Annotated in this window: 16 protein-coding genes; 2 read left to right on the top strand and 14 right to left on the bottom strand. The window is 72.3% G+C overall.

Features of this window, described 5'->3' with window-relative positions:
• Positions 1-25: 25 nt before the first annotated feature.
• Together Sm713_RS18675 and Sm713_RS18670 are read right to left on the bottom strand one after the other, a co-directional pair.
• A complete protein-coding gene (locus Sm713_RS18675) occupies positions 26-880 on the bottom strand; it encodes a GNAT family N-acetyltransferase (RefSeq protein WP_212910731.1) in 855 nt (284 codons plus the stop codon).
• Entirely contained in the window at positions 877-1,323 is a 447-nt protein-coding gene (locus Sm713_RS18670; protein WP_212910730.1) for a chorismate mutase, read from the bottom strand. Before Sm713_RS18670 ends, Sm713_RS18675 begins: the two co-directional genes overlap by 4 nt.
• 143 nt (positions 1,324-1,466) lie before the next feature.
• On the opposite strand from Sm713_RS18670, the gene Sm713_RS18665 reads away from it, so the two are divergent.
• Together Sm713_RS18665 and Sm713_RS18660 are read left to right on the top strand one after the other, a co-directional pair.
• Positions 1,467-2,867, top strand: a complete 1,401-nt coding sequence (locus Sm713_RS18665) for an IS4 family transposase (protein WP_249416017.1) — start codon at positions 1,467-1,469, stop codon at positions 2,865-2,867.
• A gap of 346 nt (positions 2,868-3,213) precedes the next feature.
• Positions 3,214-4,101, top strand: coding sequence for a hypothetical protein (locus Sm713_RS18660; RefSeq protein WP_212910729.1), 888 nt, complete (start codon positions 3,214-3,216; stop codon positions 4,099-4,101).
• 551 nt (positions 4,102-4,652) lie between these two features.
• Here the strand turns inward: Sm713_RS18660 and Sm713_RS18655 are convergent.
• The 12 genes from Sm713_RS18655 to Sm713_RS18605 all read right to left on the bottom strand — a co-directional run bounded on the left by Sm713_RS18655 (position 4,653) and on the right by Sm713_RS18605 (position 20,239).
• Positions 4,653-6,113, bottom strand: coding sequence for a glutamate synthase subunit beta (locus Sm713_RS18655; RefSeq protein ID WP_212910728.1), 1,461 nt, complete (start codon positions 6,111-6,113; stop codon positions 4,653-4,655).
• Entirely contained in the window at positions 6,106-10,779 is a 4,674-nt protein-coding gene (gene gltB / locus Sm713_RS18650; RefSeq protein ID WP_212910727.1) for a glutamate synthase large subunit, read from the bottom strand. The genes Sm713_RS18655 and gltB overlap by 8 nt, the downstream gene beginning before the upstream one ends.
• 520 nt (positions 10,780-11,299) lie before the next feature.
• Positions 11,300-12,031: a VIT1/CCC1 transporter family protein gene (locus Sm713_RS18645; protein WP_212910726.1), complete on the bottom strand. Its 732-nt coding sequence runs from the start codon at positions 12,029-12,031 to the stop codon at positions 11,300-11,302.
• A 468-nt stretch (positions 12,032-12,499) separates the two neighbouring features.
• Positions 12,500-13,474, bottom strand: coding sequence for a prolipoprotein diacylglyceryl transferase (gene lgt, locus Sm713_RS18640; protein ID WP_212910725.1), 975 nt, complete (start codon positions 13,472-13,474; stop codon positions 12,500-12,502).
• A gap of 307 nt (positions 13,475-13,781) precedes the next feature.
• Entirely contained in the window at positions 13,782-14,561 is a 780-nt protein-coding gene (locus Sm713_RS18635; protein ID WP_212910724.1) for a thioredoxin domain-containing protein, read from the bottom strand.
• Positions 14,562-14,624: 63 nt separating this feature from the next.
• The gene (trpA, locus tag Sm713_RS18630; protein ID WP_212910723.1) at positions 14,625-15,440 is read right to left on the bottom strand and encodes a tryptophan synthase subunit alpha; all 816 of its coding nucleotides are present in this window, start codon (positions 15,438-15,440) and stop codon (positions 14,625-14,627) included.
• Entirely contained in the window at positions 15,437-16,732 is a 1,296-nt protein-coding gene (gene trpB, locus Sm713_RS18625) for a tryptophan synthase subunit beta (RefSeq protein WP_212910722.1), read from the bottom strand. The genes trpA and trpB overlap by 4 nt, the downstream gene beginning before the upstream one ends.
• A gap of 403 nt (positions 16,733-17,135) precedes the next feature.
• Entirely contained in the window at positions 17,136-17,381 is a 246-nt protein-coding gene (trpM, locus tag Sm713_RS41700) for a tryptophan biosynthesis modulator TrpM (RefSeq protein ID WP_374196052.1), read from the bottom strand.
• A gap of 33 nt (positions 17,382-17,414) precedes the next feature.
• Complete coding sequence (trpC, locus tag Sm713_RS18620; protein ID WP_212910721.1) at positions 17,415-18,224, bottom strand: indole-3-glycerol phosphate synthase TrpC; 810 nt, start codon at positions 18,222-18,224, stop codon at positions 17,415-17,417.
• Positions 18,225-18,432: 208 nt separating this feature from the next.
• Complete coding sequence (locus tag Sm713_RS18615) at positions 18,433-18,936, bottom strand: DUF2752 domain-containing protein (protein WP_249416370.1); 504 nt, start codon at positions 18,934-18,936, stop codon at positions 18,433-18,435.
• 98 nt (positions 18,937-19,034) lie between these two features.
• Complete coding sequence (locus tag Sm713_RS18610) at positions 19,035-19,262, bottom strand: HGxxPAAW family protein (protein WP_212910719.1); 228 nt, start codon at positions 19,260-19,262, stop codon at positions 19,035-19,037.
• 287 nt (positions 19,263-19,549) lie between these two features.
• Positions 19,550-20,239, bottom strand: coding sequence for a TIGR02234 family membrane protein (locus tag Sm713_RS18605; protein ID WP_212910718.1), 690 nt, complete (start codon positions 20,237-20,239; stop codon positions 19,550-19,552).
• Positions 20,240-20,248 lie beyond the last annotated feature (9 nt).

Raw genomic sequence — 20,248 nt, 5'->3', positions numbered from 1 at the left:
CGGCACAGAGCGGGTGCCCGAGCGCTCAGCCGAGTTCCAGGGTGGTGACCCCGAAGACCCTCCCCTCGTCGACGGGGCGGATGGGGCCGGTGTACATGCGGGCCGTCTCGAAGGACGGGGTGAGGCCGAGGCCCTCCGCCATGGCGACGGCCGCGGGGTTGGACTCGGGCACGTCGAGGGCGACGGGGGTGCGGCCGGTACCGGCGGTCAGGGCGTCGAACAGCGCGCGGGCGTCCGCCGGGGTGTCGGCGAACAGCGGGCCGATGCGGTACGTGGTCCGGGCCGGCCTGATCACGCCGTATCCGGTGAGCCGGCCGTCGGTGACACGGGCGAGCGCCCGGTGGCCCGGGACGGTGAGCCAGGCGGCGACGAAGCGGGGCCGGTCGGCGGGGTGGCAGGCACTGTCGTAGGCGGCGATGGCCTCGGTGCCGAGGGTGGCGGCGGGCACGATGCCGTCGGGCTGCGGGACGTAGCCGGGGGCCGGGCCGGTGTAGCGGTGGGTGCGGTGGGCGGGGGCGAAGCCGGATCGGCGGTAGTTGCCCTGCTGGGCGACCACGCCGTCCAGGCCCACGGTGCGGCTGCCCGCGGCGGCGAGACCGGCCTGCCAGACGCCGAGGCCGAAGCCGCGGCCGCGCTGGTCGGGGCGGACCAGGTAGAAACCGAGGAAGGCGTAGTCGGGGCCGTAGCGGACCACGGAGACCGCGGAGACGGGCTCGCCGTCCAGGCGGCCCAGGTGGAAGCCGTCCGGGTCCTGGGCGAAGAAGGCGGGGGCGTCCGAGAGCCCTGGGTCCCAGCCCTCGTCATGGGCCCAGCCGCTGACCACCGCCCAGTCGTCGAGCGTGGCGCGGCCGATGGTGTAGCGGCCGGCCGGCAGGGTCACGGCGCTTCCTCCCCGGCCCCGGGGCGCGGGGCGGGCGCGGTGGCGGGCCCCCGGGAGTCCTCCGCGATCCGCTCGTGGTGCCTGATCACCTCGGCGACGATGAAGTTCAGCAGCTTCTCCGCGAACGCGGGGTCGAGCTTGGCGCTCTCGGCGAGGCCCCGCAGCCGGGCGATCTGCTGGGCCTCCCGGGACGGGTCGGCGGGCGGCAGCCGGTGGGCGGCCTTGAGGTGGCCCACCTGCTGGGTGCACTTGAAGCGCTCGGCGAGCATGTGGACGACGGCGGCGTCGATGTTGTCGATGCTGTCGCGCAGCCGGCCCAGCTCGGCGCGGACGGCGGGATCGACTTCGGACGTCCCGGAGGGTGCGCCGTGCCCGTCGTCGGCACCGCCGTGGTGCGCGGGTGCGGAGAGGGGCTCCGCCTCGTTGGCGTTGCTGGTCGTCATGGGTGCAAACCCTAGTCCCAATGCCGTTCGGTTAAGGGTTCGACCGGTGGCGCAAGTCTCGGCGTTTCGGCTGGTGGTGTGGGTGCAGCCCTTGTAGTGGTTCTCGGGTCCGCCAAGACTCGTGTTCCTCCACAAGGGCTGCAGTGTCTGATTCTGTCATTACGCATGCTCCCGGTGTGCTGGCCGTGGGGCACCTGGGCGAGTTGACCCAGGTTGTTCCGTTCGACCTCGTCGACGAGGCACTCGCGTCCGCGGGTGGTCCGCAGCTTCGGATACGGCGGCTGCCGTCCCGGGTGGTGGTCTACCTCCTCCTCGCAGGTGCGTTGTTCACCGGCCTGGGCTGGTCACGGGTCTGGTCCCGGCTGACGGCCTCGCTGCCCCTACGGCTGCCCGCACCGGCGCCTTCATCGATCACGGCTGCGATGCGACGGGTGGGCCCCAAGCCGTTGAAGGCCCTATTCGACCTGGTCAAAGGCCCCGCGGCAGTGACCGCGACACAGGCGGCACGGTTCGCGGGCAGGCTGGTGGTCGCAATCGACGGCACCCAGATCGCCCTGCCGGACACACCCGCGAACCTGTCAGTGTTCCTGAAGGCGAAGGCCGGGCCGAACGGGCCGGCCGGCTACCCCATGCTGCGCCTGGTCGCACTGGTGGCCTGCGGGACCCGCACCCTCCTAGACGCCGTCTTCGGCACCGATCTGACCGGGGAGCTGACCTACGCCGACCGCCTGGTCACCACCGCGGGCGCGACCGGAACACTCCGGCCCGGGATGCTGTTGCTGGGCGACCGGAACTTCTCGGCCACCGCCTTCGTGGAAACGGTCGCCTCCACGGGCGCGGACTTCCTCATACGCGCCAAGACCCACAGCACAGCACTCAAGCTACCGGTCCTGCGTCGTCTGCCGGACGGCACGTTCCTCTCCCGCATCGGCGAGGTCACCGTCCGCGTCATCGACGCGACGATCACCGTCACCCCCGCGGACCACGCCGCCATACGCACCGTCACCCACTGCGCCTACCGGCTCGTCACCAGCCTCCTCGACCCCGACGAGGCACCCGCGGCCGCCCTGGCCAGGCTCTACCACGAACGCTGGGAGATCGAGACCAGCTACTGCGAGCTGAAGTCGACCATCCTCGGCGGCAGGGTCCTCCGTGGTCGCCATCCAGCAGCCGTCACCCAGGAAACCTGGGCACTGCTGGTCGCCTACCAGGCATTACGCACCGCGATGAGCGACGCCGTCCTGCACCGGCCCGACATCGACCCCGATCGTGCAGCATTCACCGTCGCACTCCACGCAGCACGAGACCAGATCGTCCGGGCCGCCGGCATCGTCGCGCACACCCGGATCGACCTCGTCGGCCGGATCGGCACCGCCATCCTCGACGACCTCCTGCCCGCCCGCCGCAACCGAACCCGGCCCCGCGTGAAGAAACGAGCGATCAACTCCAAGTACCGCGCCGTCGGCCGAGACATCGACCACCGAACCCACAGAACCACCGTCCACATCGCGATCAACCCATTGCCAAGCACGCCATACGGCTAACCGAACGGCATTGACCCTAGTCCGTGCACGTGAACGGCATCGAAGGGCGGGATGCCGTTCGCTCGACCGTGGCAGGGCCGGCCGCGGCGCGCGAAAGGCGTTCGGTCCTTTCCGGACAGCGCCCCGGGCCTCGTTCCCGTGATCACGGACTCCAGGGGCCCGTGTTTTTCCGGTGCGGCCTGGGACGGCGCTCTCGTACGGCCGGGGCGCGGCAGCCGGAAGGCCGGGGCCGGCGCGTCTACAGTGGGAAGCGGCGCCGGGCGGCGGGACGTGGTCCGCCCTTCGGCGACCGGTGCCCGGCGGCGCGGCCCGGTAGGGGTTCCGCGGCCTCTGAAGGGGGTTGCGCGTGGCGAACGACGGACCGGTGGAACACGGCTTCCCGCACCTCGACACGGTGCGCACGGCCCTCACGGCGCTCTACAAGCGGCTCTCCTACGACACCGTGCACACCTTCGAGACCAGCGTGATCCCCGCCGACGTGGCCTTCTGCGACCAGGACGACCTCTATCTGGGCGTGCAGCGGGTGGCCCACGAGATGGTGCGGCACTACCGCCTGCCGGACGCCCGGGTGATCGTCAGCTTCCGCGAGATGACGCATGCCGCCCATGTGGAGCTCGCCGCGGGCCCCGAGTACTTCGTCGAGCTGAACGACCGCTTCCGCACCCACCGCAACGACATCGGCGCGGCCCTGGCGCACGAGGTCATGCACGTCTACCTGCACCGCCTCGACCTCTCCTTCCCCGGCACCCGGGACAACGAGATCCTCACCGACACCGCGGCCGCCTACCTGGGCGCGGGGTGGCTGCTGCTCGACGCGTTCCGGGAGGACGCCGTCTCCTCGCAGAAGCTGGGCTACCTCACCCCGGAGGAGTTCGGGTACGTCCTGGCCAAGCGCGCCCTGGTGTTCCACGAGGACCCCTCGCCCTGGTTCACCAGCCCGCAGGCCTACACGGCCTACACCAAGGGCATGACGCTGGCGCAGCACGACGAACGGCAGCCGCCGCTGACCGCGGCCGGCTGGGCGGGGCGCCGGCGGTACGCCAAGGACCGGCGGTATGCCCAGGACCACGGCGCGCCGTACCCGGCCGATGGCCCGTACACCTTCGACGGCGAGGGTCCGATGCGGGTGTCGTTCGCCTGCCCGACCTGCCGGCAGCGGGTCAGGGTGCCGGTGCGGGGGCGGGTGCGGGCGCGGTGTGGGCTGTGCAGGACGGTGCTGGAGTGTGATACCTGAGCGCACGCGTGGGGCTGCGCCCCGGCGCGGTGGGGTGCGCTTCTGTGTGCGGCTCTGCGGGGCTCTTCTGGCTTGTCGCGCAGTTCCCGCGCCCCGTTCATGGCGCTTCGCGCCTCCTGCCAGGTGCCCCTTCCGGTGCGTGGCGGGCTGACCGCGTCGTCGTGGCTTGTCGCGCAGTTCCCCGCGCCCCTGATAGGGCGCTTCGCGCCGACCCGCCGAGTGCCCCATCCCGTTCGTGGCGGACCGACCGCATCGTCGTGGCTTGTCGCGCAGTTCCCCGCGCCCCTGATAGCGCGCTACGCGCCCCCGCCGAGTGCCCCATCCCGTTCATGACGGACCGACCGCGCCATCGTGGCCTGTCGCGCAGTTCCCCGCGCCCCTAAGGCCGGACAGCGCAACGGCGCCCGCATGGTCCGGTCGGGGACGCGCAGGCGCCGCGCTCAGTTCCGTACGCCGTTGTACGGGACGTCCTGTTCAGCGCCGTTCGGCGCACGGCGCCCCATAGGGGCGCGGGGAACTGCGAAAAGCAGCCGCAGGCCCGAAGCGGACTCTCAGACCGTCAGCGCGCGGTCCATCGGGCCGATGGGGGCCGGCAGGTCGCTGGTGCCGGCCAGGTACCGGTCCACGCCGCGGGCGGCCGAACGGCCCTCCGCGATCGCCCACACGATCAGCGACTGGCCCCGGCCCGCGTCACCGGCGACGAACACGCCCGGCACGTTGGTCTGGAAGTCGGCGTCCCGGGCGATGTTGCCGCGTTCGTCGAGCTCCAGGCCGAACTGGCGGACCAGGCCGTTCTCCTGGTCGGTGCCGGTGAAGCCCATCGCGAGCGTGACCAGCTGCGCCGGGATCCGCCGCTCGGTGCCCTCCTTCGACGTGAGCTTGCCGTCGACGAACCCGACCTCGGCGAGGTGCAGCCACTGCACGTTGCCGTCCTCGTCGCCCTCGAAGTGGGTGGTGGACGCCGAGTAGATGCGCTCGCCGCCCTCCTCGTGCGCGGAGGTCACCTTGTAGAGCATGGGGTACGTCGGCCAGGGCTGGCCTGCGCTGCGCTCCTCGCCGGGTCGCGGCATGATCTCCAGCTGGGTGACGGAGGCGGCGCCCTGCCGGTGGGCGGTGCCCACGCAGTCGGCGCCGGTGTCGCCGCCGCCGATGACCACGACGTGCTTGCCCTCCGCGCTGATGGGCGGGGTGACGTAGTCGCCCTCCTGCACCTTGTTGGAGAGGGGCAGGTACTCCATCGCCTGGTGGATGCCGTTCAGCTCGCGGCCCGGCACGGGCAGGTCGCGGGCGGTGGTGGCACCGGCGGCGATCACCACCGCGTCGTAGCGGCCGCGCAGCTTGGCCGCGTCGAGGTCCCGGCCGACCTCGACGCCGGTGCGGAACTTGGTGCCCTCCGCGCGCATCTGCTCGATACGGCGGTTGATGTGCCGCTTCTCCATCTTGAACTCGGGGATGCCGTAACGGAGCAGGCCGCCGATGCGGTCGGCGCGCTCGTAGACGGCGACGGTGTGGCCGGCGCGGGTGAGCTGCTGGGCCGCGGCGAGTCCCGCGGGGCCCGAGCCGATCACGGCGACGGTCTTGCCGGAGAGCCGCTCGGGGGCCTGGGGCGCGACGGTGCCGTTCTCCCAGGCCTTGTCGATGATGGAGACCTCGACGTTCTTGATGGTGACCGCCGGCTGGTTGATGCCGAGCACGCACGACGACTCGCAGGGCGCCGGGCAGAGCCGGCCCGTGAACTCCGGGAAGTTGTTGGTGGCGTGCAGCCGCTCGGAGGCGGCGCTCCAGTCCTCCCGGTAGGCGAAGTCGTTCCACTCGGGGATCAGGTTCCCCAGCGGGCAGCCGTGGTGGCAGAACGGGATGCCGCAGTCCATGCACCGGCTGGCCTGCTTGCTGATGATCGGCAGCAGGGAGCCGGGGACGTAGACCTCGCTCCAGTCCCTGACGCGCTCCTCGACCGGGCGGGTCTCGGCGACCTCGCGGCCGTGGGTGAGAAAGCCCTTGGGGTCAGCCATTGGTCGCCGCCTCCATCATCTTCTCGGTGGTCTCGGTCTCGGAGAGACCGTCCCGCTCGGCGGCTTCCTTGGCGGCGAGCACTGCCTGGTAGGTGCTTGGGATGATCTTGCTGAAGCGCTGCACGGCGGTGTCCCAGTCCGCCAGCAGCTTCTCGGCGACCGTGGAGCCGGTCTCCTGGTGGTGCCTGCGCACGGTGTCGTGCAGCCACTGCCGGTCGGTGTCGTCGAGCGGGCTGAGGGAGGCCAGGTTGCCCGGGTTGACGTTGGCCTCGTCGAGGTCGATGACGTAGGCGATGCCGCCGGACATGCCGGCCGCGAAGTTCCGTCCCGTCGGGCCGAGGACGAGCGTCCGGCCGCCGGTCATGTACTCGCAGCCGTGGTCGCCCACGCCCTCGGTGACGACGGTCGCGCCGGAGTTGCGCACGCAGCACCGCTCGCCGGTGCGGCCGCGCAGGAAGAGCTCCCCGCCGGTCGCCCCGTAGGCGATGGTGTTGCCGGCGATCGTGGAGAACTCGGCGAGGTGGTCGGCCCCCCGGTCCGGGCGGACGATCACCCGGCCGCCGGACAGGCCCTTGCCGACGTAGTCGTTGGCGTCGCCCTCAAGGCGCAGCGTCACACCGCGCGGCAGGAAGGCGCCGAAGGACTGGCCCGCGGAGCCGGTGAAGGTGATGTCGATGGTGTCGTCGGGCAGGCCGGCGCCGCCGAACTTCCTGGTCACCTCGTGGCCGAGCATGGTGCCGACGGTGCGGTTGATGTTGCGGATGGGCACCTGGGCGCGGACCGGCTGGGCCTCGGTGCCGACGCCTGCGGCCAGGGCGTCCGCGGCCAGCTTGATGAGCTGGTTGTCGAGCGCCTTCTCCAGGCCGTGGTCCTGCGCGATCGCCCGGTGGCGCACCGCGCCGTCCAGCAGGTCGGGCACGTGCAGCAGCGGCTCCAGGTCGAGCCCCTGCGCCTTCCAGTGCTCGACGGCGCGGGAGATGTCGAGCGCCTCGGCGTGCCCGACGGCCTCCTCGATGGAGCGGAAGCCCAGCTCGCCGAGGAGCTCGCGGACCTCCTCGGCGATGAACTCGAAGAAGTTCACGACGAACTCGGGCTTGCCGGAGAACCGGTCGCGCAGCACCGGGTTCTGCGTGGCGATGCCGACCGGGCAGGTGTCCAGGTGGCAGACGCGCATCATGATGCAACCCGAGACCACCAGCGGCGCGGTGGCGAAGCCGAACTCCTCGGCGCCGAGGAGCGCCGCGACGACCACGTCCCGGCCGGTCTTCAGCTGGCCGTCGGTCTGCACCACGATGCGGTCGCGCAGGCCGTTGAGCAGCAGCGTCTGCTGGGTCTCGGCGAGCCCCAGCTCCCAGGGGCCGCCCGCGTGCTTGAGCGAGGTGAGCGGGGAGGCGCCGGTGCCGCCGTCGTGCCCGGAGATCAGGACGACGTCCGCGTGCGCCTTGGAGACGCCCGCCGCGACGGTGCCCACGCCGACCTCGGAGACCAGCTTCACGTGGACCCTGGCCCGCGGGTTCGCGTTCTTCAGGTCGTGGATGAGCTGGGCGAGGTCCTCGATCGAGTAGATGTCGTGGTGCGGCGGCGGCGAGATCAGGCCGACGCCCGGGGTGGAGTGCCGGGTCTTGGCGATCCAGGGGTAGACCTTGTGGCCGGGCAGCTGGCCGCCCTCGCCGGGCTTGGCGCCCTGCGCCATCTTGATCTGGATGTCGTCGGAGTTGACCAGGTACTCGCTGGTCACGCCGAACCGGCCGGAGGCGACCTGCTTGATGGCGGAGCGCCGCGCCGGGTCGTACAGCCGGTCGGGGTCCTCGCCGCCCTCACCGGTGTTGGACTTGCCGCCGAGCTGGTTCATGGCGATGGCCAGCGTCTCGTGCGCCTCCTGGGAGATGGAGCCGTACGACATGGCGCCGGTGGAGAACCGCTTGACGATCTCGGAGACCGGCTCGACCTCCTCGATCGGGATCGGGGAACGCGCCGAGTCGCCCGTCACGAAGCCGAACAGGCCGCGCAGCGTCATCAGCCGCTCGGACTGCTCGTTCACCCGCGAGGTGTACTTCTTGAAGATGTCGTAGCGGCGGGAGCGCGTGGAGTGCTGGAGGCGGAAGACCGACTCCGGGTCGAAGAGGTGCGGCTCACCCTCGCGGCGCCACTGGTACTCGCCGCCGATCTCCAGCGCGCGGTGCGCCGGGGCCATGCCGGAGGCCGGGTAGGCCTTGGCGTGCCGGGCGGCGACCTCGCCGGCGATCACGTCGAGGCCCACGCCGTTGATCTTCGTGGCGGTGCCGTCGAAGTACTTGGCGACGAACTCCTCGTCGAGGCCGACCGCCTCGAAGACCTGCGCGCCCCGGTAGGAGGCGACGGTGGAGATGCCCATCTTGGACATCACCTTGAGCACGCCCTTGCCGAGCGCGTGGATGAGGTTGCGGATGGCCTGCTCGGCCTCGACGTCGGGCAGGAACGTCCCCGCGCGCACCAGGTCCTCGACGGACTCCATCGCCAGGTACGGGTTGACCGCGGCGGCGCCGTAGCCGATGAGCAGGGCGACGTGGTGCACCTCGCGGACGTCGCCGGCCTCCACCAGCAGGCCGACGTGGGTGCGCTGCCGGGTGCGGATGAGGTGGTGGTGCACGGCCGCGGTGAGCAGCAGCGAAGGGATCGGGGCGTGCTCGGCGTCGGAGTGCCGGTCGGAGAGCACGATCAGCCGGGCGCCGGCCTCGATGGCGGCGTCGGCCTCGGCGCAGATCTCGTCGAGACGGGCGGACAGCGCCGGACCGCCGCCGTTCACCCGGTACAGGCCGGAGAGGGTCACGGCCTTCATGCCGGGCATGTCGCCGTCGGCGTTGATGTGGATGAGCTTGGCCAGCTCGTCGTTGTCGATCACCGGGAACGGCAGGGTGACGCTGCGACAGGACGCCGCGGTGGGTGCGAGCAGGTTTGCGCCCGGGCCGACCGAGGAGCGCAGCGAGGTGACCAGCTCCTCCCGGATGGCGTCCAGCGGCGGGTTGGTGACCTGCGCGAAGAGCTGCGTGAAGTAGTCGAAGAGCAGCCGGGGACGGTCGGAGAGCACGGCGATGGGGGTGTCGGTGCCCATCGAGCCGATCGGCTCGGCCCCGCTCTTCGCCATCGGCGCGAGGAGGATGCGCAGCTCCTCCTCGGTGTAGCCGAAGGTCTGCTGACGGCGCGTGACGGAGGCGTGCGTGTGCACGATGTGCTCGCGCTCGGGCAGGTCCTCCAGCTCGATCTCGCCCGCCTCCAGCCACTCGGCGTACGGGTGCTCGGCGGCGAGCTCGGCCTTGATCTCGTCGTCCTCGATGATGCGGTGCTCGGCGGTGTCGACGAGGAACATCCGGCCCGGCTGGAGGCGGCCCTTGCGGACCACCTTGGCGGGGTCGATGTCCAGCACGCCCACCTCGGAGCCGAGCACCACGAGGCCGTCGTCGGTGACCCAGTAGCGGCCGGGGCGCAGGCCGTTGCGGTCCAGCACGGCGCCGACCTGGGTGCCGTCGGTGAAGGAGACGCAGGCCGGGCCGTCCCAGGGCTCCATCATGGTGGAGTGGTACTGGTAGAAGGCGCGCCGGGCCGGGTCCATGGAGGGGTGGTTCTCCCAGGCCTCCGGGATCATCATCAGCACGGCGTGCGGGAGCGGGCGGCCGCCGAGGTGGAGCAGCTCCAGGACCTCGTCGAAGGTGGCCGAGTCGGAGGCGCCGGGGGTGCACACCGGGAAGACGCGGGCGAGCTCGCCGTCCCCGAAGAGGTCGGAGGCGAGCTGCGACTCGCGGGCCCGCATCCAGTTGCGGTTGCCCATGACGGTGTTGATCTCGCCGTTGTGCGCCACGAAGCGGTACGGGTGGGCGAGCGGCCAGCTCGGGAAGGTGTTCGTGGAGAACCGCGAGTGGACCAGCGCGATCGCGGACGCGAACCGGCGGTCCGACAGGTCCGGGAAGAACGGCTCCAGCTGCCCCGTGGTGAGCATGCCCTTGTATACGAGGGTGCGCGCGGACAGCGACGGGAAGTAGACCCCCGCCTCCCGCTCGGCGCGCTTGCGCAGCACGAAGGCCTTGCGGTCCAGCTCGATGCCGCGCGCCGTGCCCGCCTCGTCGGCGACGAAGAGCTGGCGGAAGGCCGGCATCGTGGAGCGGGCGGTGGTGCCCAGCATCTGGGGCGCTACGGGGACGTCGCGCCAGCCGAGCACGGTCAGCCCCTCGTCGGCGGCCAGGGTCTCGATGTGGGCGACGGCCTTGGCCGCGGCGTCCACGCCGGCGGCGCGCGGGTCGGCGTCCGGCGCGGCGGCGTCGGCGACGAGCGCGTCGGCGCGCGGCAGGAAGGCGATGCCCACGGCGTACGCCCCGGCCTCGGGCAGCGTGAAGTCGGTGACCTCGCGCAGGAACGCGTCGGGCACCTGGGAGAGCAGGCCCGCGCCGTCCCCGGTGTCGGGCTCCGAGCCGGTCGCGCCCCGGTGCTCCAGATTGCGCAGTACGGTCAGCGCCTGCTCGACCAGCGCGTGGCTCGCCTCACCGGTGAGGGTGGCCACGAAACCGACGCCGCAGGCGTCGTGCTCGTAACGCGGGTCGTACATGCCCTGGGCGACAGGGCGGGCATCCATGGACCCCCGGAGGGAGTGCGCCTCAGGCGCGGAATGCGGGGACGGCTGGCGCGGCGTACGCATCGGCTCTCCCGTCGTCGTCGTGGCGATGGGCACCTCCCAGAGGTGCGAATGCCGAGGGACGACTTTGGCCCTCCGCGAAAATTTCGTGCAGGTTACATGATGAAACGCTTCCCGAGAATCGGACGTTGCATTCCAACATGCGGACAACGCAGGTGAACGGCCGTGTGCCGGTCGAGGCGATGCAGTGGGTACCCAGGCGGACCCATGGGGCGGACGCCTGTGTCCCTCGCAGCATGCGCTGTCGAGGCAGACGCCGATGTCACGGGCGGATACCCGTTGGTATGTACAACACGGACACTGTGCTGGCCGACGGACCCGATTCCGGTACGCCAGACCCTGTAGTGGCTTCTCAGGATGGGACCGTACGTACAGATCGATGCGCGTCGGCCCGGTGACCGGCGAGCTTCGTTGCCCACCAGCGCTTAGCCCTCATGCCCAGGGGTCCGCGCATTGAAACCGTCGCGTAACAGCTACTTGCGCCGCCACGCGGATGGGTGCACCGGGAAAACAGGCCGGCACATCATCCTACGGCCGCGCCGAAGAGCGTGCCCAGGGCATATGTCACACCGGCGGCGGCGCCGCCCAGGGCGAGCTGGCGCAGCCCGCTGAACCACCAGGACCGGGCGGTGACGCGGGCCACCACGGCGCCGCATCCGAAGAGGCCGATCAGGGCCAGCAGCAGGGCGGGCCACAGGGCGGTCGCACCCAGCAGGTAGGGCAGGACGGGCAGCAGGGCGCCCAGGGCGAAGGAGCCGAAGGACGACGCGGCGGCGACGGTCGGCGACGGCAGGTCGCCGGGGTCGACGCCCAGCTCCTCCCGGGCGTGTATCTCCAGGGCCTGCTCGGGGTCCTTGGACAGCTGGCGGGCGACCTCCCGGGCGAGGGCGGGCTCGACGCCGCGGGCCTGGTAGAGCGCGGCGAGCTCCTGCTCCTCGTCCTTGGGGTGGCCGAGCAGTTCCCGGCGCTCCACGTCGAGCTCGGCCTCGACCAGCTCGCGCTGGGAGGCGACGGAGGTGTACTCGCCGGCGGCCATGGAGAAGGCACCCGCGGCGAGACCGGCCAGGCCGGTGATGACGATGGTGTGCTGCGAGACGGCTCCGCCGGCCACGCCGGTCATCAGGGCGAGGTTGGAGACCAGGCCGTCCATCGCACCGAACACCGCGGGGCGCAGCCAGCCGCCGTTCACGTCACGGTGCGTGTGGTTGTCGCGATGGGCCTCGTGCAGTGCGGCCTCGGTCTCGATGATGGACATCCGCCCACCGCTCCCTTCCTCCTGTGAGCCGGCGAAATTCTCTTCCGGCACCCTCGAAAGTACGCAGCGAAAAGCTTTGCCGCTAGCAAGGAAGGCCGTACTTACCTGCGTAAACGCGGTGGCGGTGAGCCGGAAAAACCCGTGGTCACCCGGGTTCCGGTGGGGTGCTGTCCGGCTACCGCCGGACGGGGTTTTCCGGCTCCGCCGGGGGTGGTTTTCCGGCACCGCCGGGGGGTGGTTCCGGTGGATTTCGGCTCCACGGAATTCTCCGGCTGCTGCGGTTTCCGGCTCCGCCGGGGGTGTGGTTTGGGGTCTCGCCTGTGACCACCGGCAGGTGGTGCCGAATCGCGCAGTTTCCCCGCGCCCCTTTACGGGCTGCGCCCAGCCCCTTGCGGTTCGTCGCGGTCATCGGCTTCTGGCTGGCTGGTCGCGCAGTTCCCCGCGCCCCTGGGCGGAAGCGGGGAACCCTCAGTGTTTGGACTCCGTCGAGTCGGCCAGAGACTCGGAACCGGAGGAAGCGGAAGCCGTCTCCGCGCCGTCCGCCGGTACCGCCGCACCGGAGCCCTCCTCGGGAGAGTCCTCAGAGGGAGAGTCCGCCGAGGCAGAGGAACCCGGGGCGGAGGGAGCCGTGAGGGGCTCGACGACCTCCTCACGACCCGGCCGCACCCGCGCCGACACCACGAAGTACACGACGGCCACCAGGAAGATGACGACCGCGGTCCACTCGTTCAACCGCAGCCCGAGGACATGGTGCGCCTCGTCCACCCGCAGGTACTCCGTGCCGGCCCGGCCCACGCAGTACGCCGCGACGTACAGCGCCAGCACCCGCCCGTGTCCCAGCTGGAAGCGCTTGTCGGCCCACATGACCAGCAATGCCACGAGAACGCACCACAGCGACTCGTACAGGAACGTCGGGTGGTAGAGGCCGGGCACGCGGCCGTCCGTGTTCGACGTGATCTTCAGCGCCCACGGCAGATCGGTGTGCCGCCCGTACAGCTCCTGGTTGAACCAGTTGCCCCAGCGCCCGCAGGCCTGCGCCAGCGCCACGCCGGGCGCGACCGCGTCGGCCCACGCCGGCAGCGGGATGCCGCGCCTGCGGCAGCCGATCCACGCGCCGACCGCACCGAGCGCGATGGCGCCCCAGATGCCGAGGCCGCCCTGCCAGATCTTGAAGGCGTCGACCCAGTCGCGGCCGGGGCCGAAATACAGCTCGTAGTCGGTGATGACGTGGTACAGCCGGCCGCCGACGAGGCCGAAGGGCACCGCCCACACGGCGATGTCGGCCACGGTGCCGGAGGTCCCGCCGCGGGCGATCCAGCGCCGGTTGCCGAGCCAGACGGCCACGAAGACGCCGACGATGATGCAGAACGCGTAGCCGCGCAGCGGGACGGGGCCGAGGTACAGCACACCTCGGGACGGGCTGGGGATGAAAGCTAGGTCCATGGCAGTTCTGACGCTACCTTGCCGAGCCGGGCGAGCGGCAACCCAACGGGCTACGGCTCCATAACGGGCCCCGTCCGCACCGCCCGGATCGGCCGCTGGGGGCATCTTCCGGCCTTTGAGGCACTGGGCGAGGCCCCTGGAAAGAGCCGGACGCCCGCCGGGAGGGCCCTCGCGCCACTGGAGGCCCTCGCACCCCAGCCTTCCGGACGGCCGACGACCCCGGGGCCATGAGGCCAGACACCGTGCCCGCAGCGCCCGGCCGGGAACCCGAACCGGCCCGCGCCCCTGATTGCCGCCCCTGCCTGCCCTACCGGTCCGCCGCCTGCACCATCTGCTTCAGCTTCTGCGGGGTGAGCGGGTTGCTCGGGTTGCCGAAGACGTTCTTGCCGTTGAGCAGGATGGTCGGGGTGCCCTGGAAGGTGCTGTCCTGGAAGGCGTCGTTGGACTTGGCGACCCAGCTGTTGTGCGTGCCGTCGTCGACGCATTTGCGGAAGGCCGGCGTGTTGAGGCCGCTGACCTTGTCGGCCAGGCGCAGGAGGGTGGCGTTGTCCGCGTAGCCGTCCTCGGTCTCGGCGGGCTGGTTCTCGTAGAGCACGTCGTGGTACGGGGAGAACTTGCCGGCCTCCTGGGCGCAGGCCGCGGCGTTCGCCGCGTGCAGGGAGCCGCTGCCGCCTGCGTTGTCGTCGATCAGCGTGACCAGGTGGTACTCGGTCTTGAGCTGTCCGCTGCCGGTCAGCTCGTGGAGCGTGGGGCGGAAGGTGGTCTCGAACTGCTTGCACGCCGGGCAGCGGAAGTCCTCCCAGACCGTGAGCGTCGACTTCGCGCTCTGCTGCCCGACGGGGATGGCGAGCCCGCCCTTGCCGACGGCGCCCTTCGGGGGGATGACGGGCCCCGCGGAGTCGCTCTTGTCACCGCCCGCATTGGCGGCCAGCACGCCCACCGCGGCTGCCAGGCCCATGATGCACACCACGGCCGCTCCCACGAGCAGCGTCCGCCGCCGCTTCTCGCGCGCCTTGAGGTGCTCACGCTCCTCCGCCAGCCGCTCGCGGGCCGTGCGCTTCTTCCCCTTGTCGTTCTTGTCGTTCACACCCCGCAAACGACCCGGGGAGGCACGTGCGTGCCTCCCCGGTGCCAGGTCCACCCGGACGGGTTACGCCCGCCGGCGCACGCCCTCGGCGAGCTCCCCGGCGAGCGCCCTTGCGGCGTCCACGCCGGCCCGGTGGTCCGGTGCGTCCAGCATCCGCTTGACGAAGGCGGAGCCCACGATCACTCCGTCGGCGAAGCCCGCGACCTCGGCTGCCTGGACGGCGTTGGAGACCCCGAGGCCGACGCAGACGGGCAGCCCGGTGGTCGCCCTGGTGCGCCGGACCAGGTCCTCCGCCTGGGCGCCCACGGACTCGCGGGTGCCGGTGACGCCCATCAGCGAGGCCGCGTAGACGAAGCCCGAGCCGGCCGCCGTGATGGTGGCGAGCCGGGCGTCGCGGCTGCTGGGGGCGACGACGAAGACGGTGGCGAGGTCGTGCTTGGCGGCGTGCTCCCGCCAGGTCGCCGACTCCTGGACCGGCAGGTCGGGCAGGATGCAGCCGGCGCCGCCCGCCTCGGCGAGCTCGGCCGTGAAGCGCTCGATGCCGTACCGGTCGATGGGGTTCCAGTACGTCATCACCAGGACCGGTTTCCCGGTGGCCCGGTGGGTCTCGCGGACCGTCCGCATCACGTCCGCGATCCGCACGCCGCCGCGCAGCGCGATGTCGTCGGCGGTCTGGATGACGGGGCCGTCGAGCACGGGGTCGCTGTGCGGCAGGCCGACCTCCATGATGTCGGCGCCGCCGTCGAGGACGGCCGTGATCGCCTCGATGCCGCCCTCGACGGTCGGGAACCCCGCCGGCAGGTACGCGATGAGGGCGGACCTGCCCTCCGCCCTGGCGGTGGCGAGGGTGTCGTTCAGCAGCTGGATGTTCCCGCTCACCGGGCGTCCCCCTTGATCTCGGCGGCGTCGCCGCGGCCCGCGGAGGCGTCGGCCTCGACCGCCGCGTCCGTGTCGTACAGGCTGAAGTAGCGGGCGGCCGTGTCCATGTCCTTGTCGCCGCGCCCGGAGAGGTTGACGACGATCAGCCCGTCCGGGCCGAGCTCGCGGCCGACGTCCAGGGTGCCGGCGAGGGCGTGGGCGCTCTCGATGGCCGGGATGATGCCCTCGGTCTGCGAGAGCAGTCGCAGTGCCTGCATCGCCCCGTCGTCGGTGACGGCGCGGTACTCGCCGCGCCGGCTGTCCTTGAGGTAGGCGTGCTCGGGTCCGATGCCCGGGTAGTCGAGCCCGGCGGAGATCGAGTACGGCTCCGTGATCTGGCCCTCGTCGTCCTGGAGGACGTAGGAGCGCGAGCCGTGCAGGATGCCGGGCTCGCCCGCGGTGAGGGTGGCGGCGTGCTCGCCGGTGGCGATGCCGTGGCCGGCCGGCTCGCAGCCGATCAGGCGGACGTCCGGGTCGTCGAGGAAGGCGTGGAACAGGCCGATGGCGTTGGAGCCGCCGCCGACGCAGGCCACCGCCGCGTCGGGCAGCCGGCCCGCGCGCTCCTGGAGCTGGCGGCGGGCCTCGACGCCGATGACGCGGTGGAAGTCGCGGACCATCGCCGGGAAGGGGTGCGGACCGGCCACCGTGCCGAACAGGTAGTGGGTGTGGTCGACGTTGGCGACCCAGTCGCGGAACGCCTCGTTGATGGCGTCCTTGAGGGTCCTGGAGCCGGACTTCACGGCGATGACCTCGGCGCCCAGCATGCGCATCCGGGCGACGTTCAGCGCCTGGCGCTCGGTGTCGATCTCGCCCATGTAGATGGTGCATTCGAGCCCGAAGAGAGCGCAGGCGGTGGCGGTGGCCACGCCGTGCTGGCCGGCGCCGGTCTCGGCGATCACCCGGGTCTTGCCCATCCGGCGGGTGAGGAGGGCCTGGCCCAGGACGTTGTTGATCTTGTGGGAGCCGGTGTGGTTGAGGTCCTCGCGCTTGAGGAAGATCCGCGCGCCGCCGGCGTGCTCGGCGAACCTGGGGACCTCGGTGAGGGCGCTGGGGCGGCCCGTGTAGTTCACCAGCAGGTCGTCCAGCTCGGCGCCGAACGCGGGGTCGGACTTGGCCTTGTCGTACTCGACGGCGACCTCGTCGACGGCCGCGACGAGGGCTTCCGGGATGAACTTTCCGCCGAAGGCGCCGAAGTAGCCCTCGGTGCTCGGGGTGTTGCCCGACGAGTCGGGGAAGAAGTGCTTGCTCGGCATGTGGGATGACCTCACGGTGCCTCTCAGGGGCGTGGCCCCTGGATCGGGTGGTCTGGTGTCGTGTGCGGCCTGTGGCCGCCTCGGGATGCGCCCCGGAGGACCCGCCCGCGGCGAGCGCGTGGCGGGACACCCTGCGGTGGTCCGCCGCTGCCTGTCGCGTGCGGTGATCTCGGCTGCGCCGGCTGTCGCCGTCCCGGCTGCGCGCCACCGGAGCGGGGGCACGTCACGGGGTGGCTTCCTCGTACGCGCTCCTGCTTCCGCCGCGGTGCCCGTGGACGCCTTGGCCGGTGGCGGGCCGCGAGCCACGTGTGGTGGCCGCGGTGCGCCTGCCCGCGCCGCCGTCCCCGTTCCGCCGCGGCGGAACGGGTCGGTACGCGCGTGAGTCGCCGGAACCCGGCAGGGGTCAGCGGTGGTGCCCCCGGGGACGGGGCCATCGCATGCCGTTGACCTGGCCCGGCTCGTCGCCGATCACGTAACGGACGCGGCGGCCGTGCACGCGCCGCGCCGGTGCCCGGCAGCCGCGGGGGCGGCAGCCGCGCGCCAGGCGGGCATAGGGGTCGCGTGCCGCCCCTGAGCCGGGACCGGCGCACCGGCCCGGCTCGGGTGCCCGGGCCGTGACCGCGCCGTCGCACGACGGGTCATGGGCCATCGGGGTGGTGGGGACGGCACGCACGAAGGGTGGTCAGCCCCTTCCGTTGCGCAGGGCCGGGTGCTCGCCGGCCGCGACGAGGTCGGAGACCGCGGTCTTGGGGTCCTTGCCCGTGACGAGCGACTCGCCGACCAGCACGGCGTCGGCACCGGCGTTGGCGTAGGCGATCAGGTCGTGCGGCCCTCGGACACCCGATTCCGCGACCTTGACGACGCCCCCCGGGACCTCCGGGGCGACCCGCTCGAAGGTCGACCTGTCGACCTGGAGCGTCTTCAGATTGCGGGCGTTGATCCCGATGACCTTGGCTCCGGCCGCCACGGCCCGCTCGACCTCGTCCTCGTCGTGGGCCTCGACGAGGGGGGTGAGGCCGATGGACACCGCGCGCTCGATCAGCGACTCCAGGGCGGGCTGCTCCAGCGCGGCGACGATCAGCAGCGCGAGGTCCGCTCCGTAGGCGCGCGCCTCCCAGAGCTGGTACGAGGTGACGATGAAGTCCTTGCGGAGCACCGGGATGTCGACCTTGGCGCGGACGGCCTCCAGGTCGGCGAGCGTGCCGCCGAACCTGCGCTGCTCGGTCAGCACCGAGATCACGGCGGCGCCGCCGGCCTCGTAGTCGGCGGCCAGCGCCGCGGGGTCGGCGATCGCGGCCAGCGCGCCCTTGGAGGGGCTGGAGCGCTTGACCTCGCAGATCACCTTCACACCCTGGCCGCGCAGGGCGGCGACCCCGTCGCGGGCCTGGGGAGCCCGGCGTGCGCGCTCCTTGAGCTCGTCGAGGCTGACACGCGCCTGCCGCTCCGCGAGGTCGGCACGGACCCCCTCGATGATCTCGTCGAGCACACTCACGCGCGCGGTCCCCTTTCAGACGGCTCTGCGGCACCGACCGGCGCCGGGTCCTGGCCCGGCCGCGGTCCGGCGGCCGAAGATCGAAATTGTGTCCCGGATCACCCCTTCATGGGGCGACCCGATGCTCTCTGTGATGGTATCCGCAGCACGGTCCAGAGTTCGCACCCGGGCCGACAAAGAGCTCGTTACCTGGGACTTCCTTGTTCGATCAAGGATGAAGCCAGCCACCGAGGGGCAGGTTCCGGACAACGGTGAAGAGGGTGAGCAGCGCACCCAGCGTCCAGAGGTGCCCGCGCCGGAGCGCGGGCGCCCACGCGCGCCCTTGCGCTGCCCTGACCATCCACACACCCCAGCACACCGCGAAGAGCCCGTAGCCCGCGACCGCGGCGGCATTGGCGGTGAGCGCACCGGTCAGGTCGCCGTGCACGAGGGCGTGGGCGCTGCGCAGGCCCCCGCAGCCGGGGCACCAGAGACCGGTGCACTGCCGCAGCGGGCACACGGGGTAGTGGCCGGGGTCGTTCGGGTCCACGGCGCCCACGTAGGCGAAGGCCGCGGCGACGGCGAGGAGGGCGCCGAGGGGCGCGAGGAGCCTGCGGGAGGCCCTGGGGGCGCTGGAGCGCCCGGCGGGGTGGCTTGGGGTGCCGGGGGGTGGTGCGGGGTGCTCGGGAGCGCCGGGAGCGCGGTGCGAGGGTGCGGGGTGAACGGCTGCCACGCCCGCAGTGTCACCCGCGACGGCCGGTGCCGCCTCTCGGCGCCCCCGCATCCGGCTCTCCGTGCCGGGCCCGGTTCCGGGCCCCAGCGCGGCTCGGATCAGCTCTCGGAGGGGGCGGTGCGCGCCGGGGAGCGCCGCTCCTGGCCCAGGCCGGCGAGGCGCATGATGCCGCCCACGACGCCGCCGAGGAAGATCACGCCGATTCCGACCCAGAAGCCGACCGGCTGGTCCATGACCATGAAGGCGCCCGCGAGGAGGAAGCCGACGAAGGTGATGATGACACCGGTCCAGGCGGCCGGGGTGTGTCCGTGGCTGCTGCCCGACATGACTTGCTCCTCGTTGCTCTATGCGGTCGATGCGGTTGCCGTGCGTCGGTGCGGTGTGCGGTGCCGCGGCGCGCCGCGGCACCAGGCGCCTGAAAATCATTGTCCCGCACGTGCGGGGGCGGTCGTGCGCGGGGTGGGCAGGTACGGGGATCCGCACGGCGGAGGGCGCCCCTGCGGGTTCGTGACGGCGTTCGGGCGACGGCGTGGCCGCTCGCGGCCACGCGGCGGAGCCGCACATCAATACAGCCCCGCGCCCCTTCGACTTCAACGGCGGGGCTGCGCCCCGATCAGGCTCCGCCCGTCGTCGGGTCCTCGCCGCGGTCCAGGGCCTTCCACAGGTCCTCGGGGCGGTCGGGGTCGACGGGGCGGGGGGTGGTGCGCCGTGGGGTGCCGTCGCGTTCGTAGCGGCCCGACATGGCCGGCCACAGGCGGCCGTAGCGCAGTGCCAGGATCCCCGCGAGGAGGATGAGGACGCCGCCGGCGGCCGCCACGTACGGCCATGCGGTGTGGCTGAGCGCCTCGACGCCGGCGGTGGTGCTGCCGGAGACCTGCGCGGCCTTCTCGTCGAGCGCGTCGCCCGCGGAGTCACGGGTGGCGCCCGTCACGGCGGCGGCCACCGTGCCCGCTCCGCTGAGCGCGAGCAGCGCGGAGACCAGCAGGCGGCCGGCGCGGCGTACCGCGAAGACGGCGACGAGGGCGGCAAGACCGACGATGGCGAGGGCGGCGGGGACGCCGGTGACGTCGCTGCCCCTGGCCGTCAGCGGGAGGTCGCCGCCGGCCACCGCCGCCGTGCCCTGGGCCCAGCCCTGGCGCGAGGCGAGCAGTGCCACGGCCGCGCCCACGGAGCCGAGCAGCAGGGCGGCGGCCAGGCTGCGCCGCCCTCCCCCGGTGCCCGAATGGCCGGGGAGGTCCCCCCTGCGGGCGGCGGACGGCGCGGTCCCGCCGTTGGAACGGGGCTGTGGTACGGCAGAAGTCACCCCTCCACT

The sequence above is a fragment of the Streptomyces sp. TS71-3 genome (genome assembly GCF_018327685.1).
Taxonomy (GTDB): Bacteria; Actinomycetota; Actinomycetes; order Streptomycetales; family Streptomycetaceae; genus Streptomyces.
The sequence above is the reverse complement of the archived record's forward strand: the minus strand, read 5'-3'. Positions and strand labels throughout refer to the sequence as shown.

Bases quoted from the DNA above. Each gene is read 5' to 3' on its own strand.
- Sm713_RS18670 (WP_212910730.1), bottom strand. From the start codon at position 1,323: ATGACGACCAGCAACGCCAACGAGGCGGAGCCCCTCTCCGCACCCGCG.
- Sm713_RS18655 (WP_212910728.1), bottom strand. From the start codon at position 6,113: ATGGCTGACCCCAAGGGCTTTCTCACCCACGGCCGCGAGGTCGCCGAG.
- gltB (WP_212910727.1), bottom strand. From the start codon at position 10,779: ATGCGTACGCCGCGCCAGCCGTCCCCGCATTCCGCGCCTGAGGCGCAC.
- Sm713_RS18645 (WP_212910726.1), bottom strand. From the start codon at position 12,031: ATGTCCATCATCGAGACCGAGGCCGCACTGCACGAGGCCCATCGCGAC.
- lgt (WP_212910725.1), bottom strand. From the start codon at position 13,474: ATGGACCTAGCTTTCATCCCCAGCCCGTCCCGAGGTGTGCTGTACCTC.
- trpB (WP_212910722.1), bottom strand. From the start codon at position 16,732: ATGCCGAGCAAGCACTTCTTCCCCGACTCGTCGGGCAACACCCCGAGC.
- trpM (WP_374196052.1), bottom strand. From the start codon at position 17,381: ATGGCCCATGACCCGTCGTGCGACGGCGCGGTCACGGCCCGGGCACCC.
- Sm713_RS18610 (WP_212910719.1), bottom strand. From the start codon at position 19,262: ATGTCGGGCAGCAGCCACGGACACACCCCGGCCGCCTGGACCGGTGTC.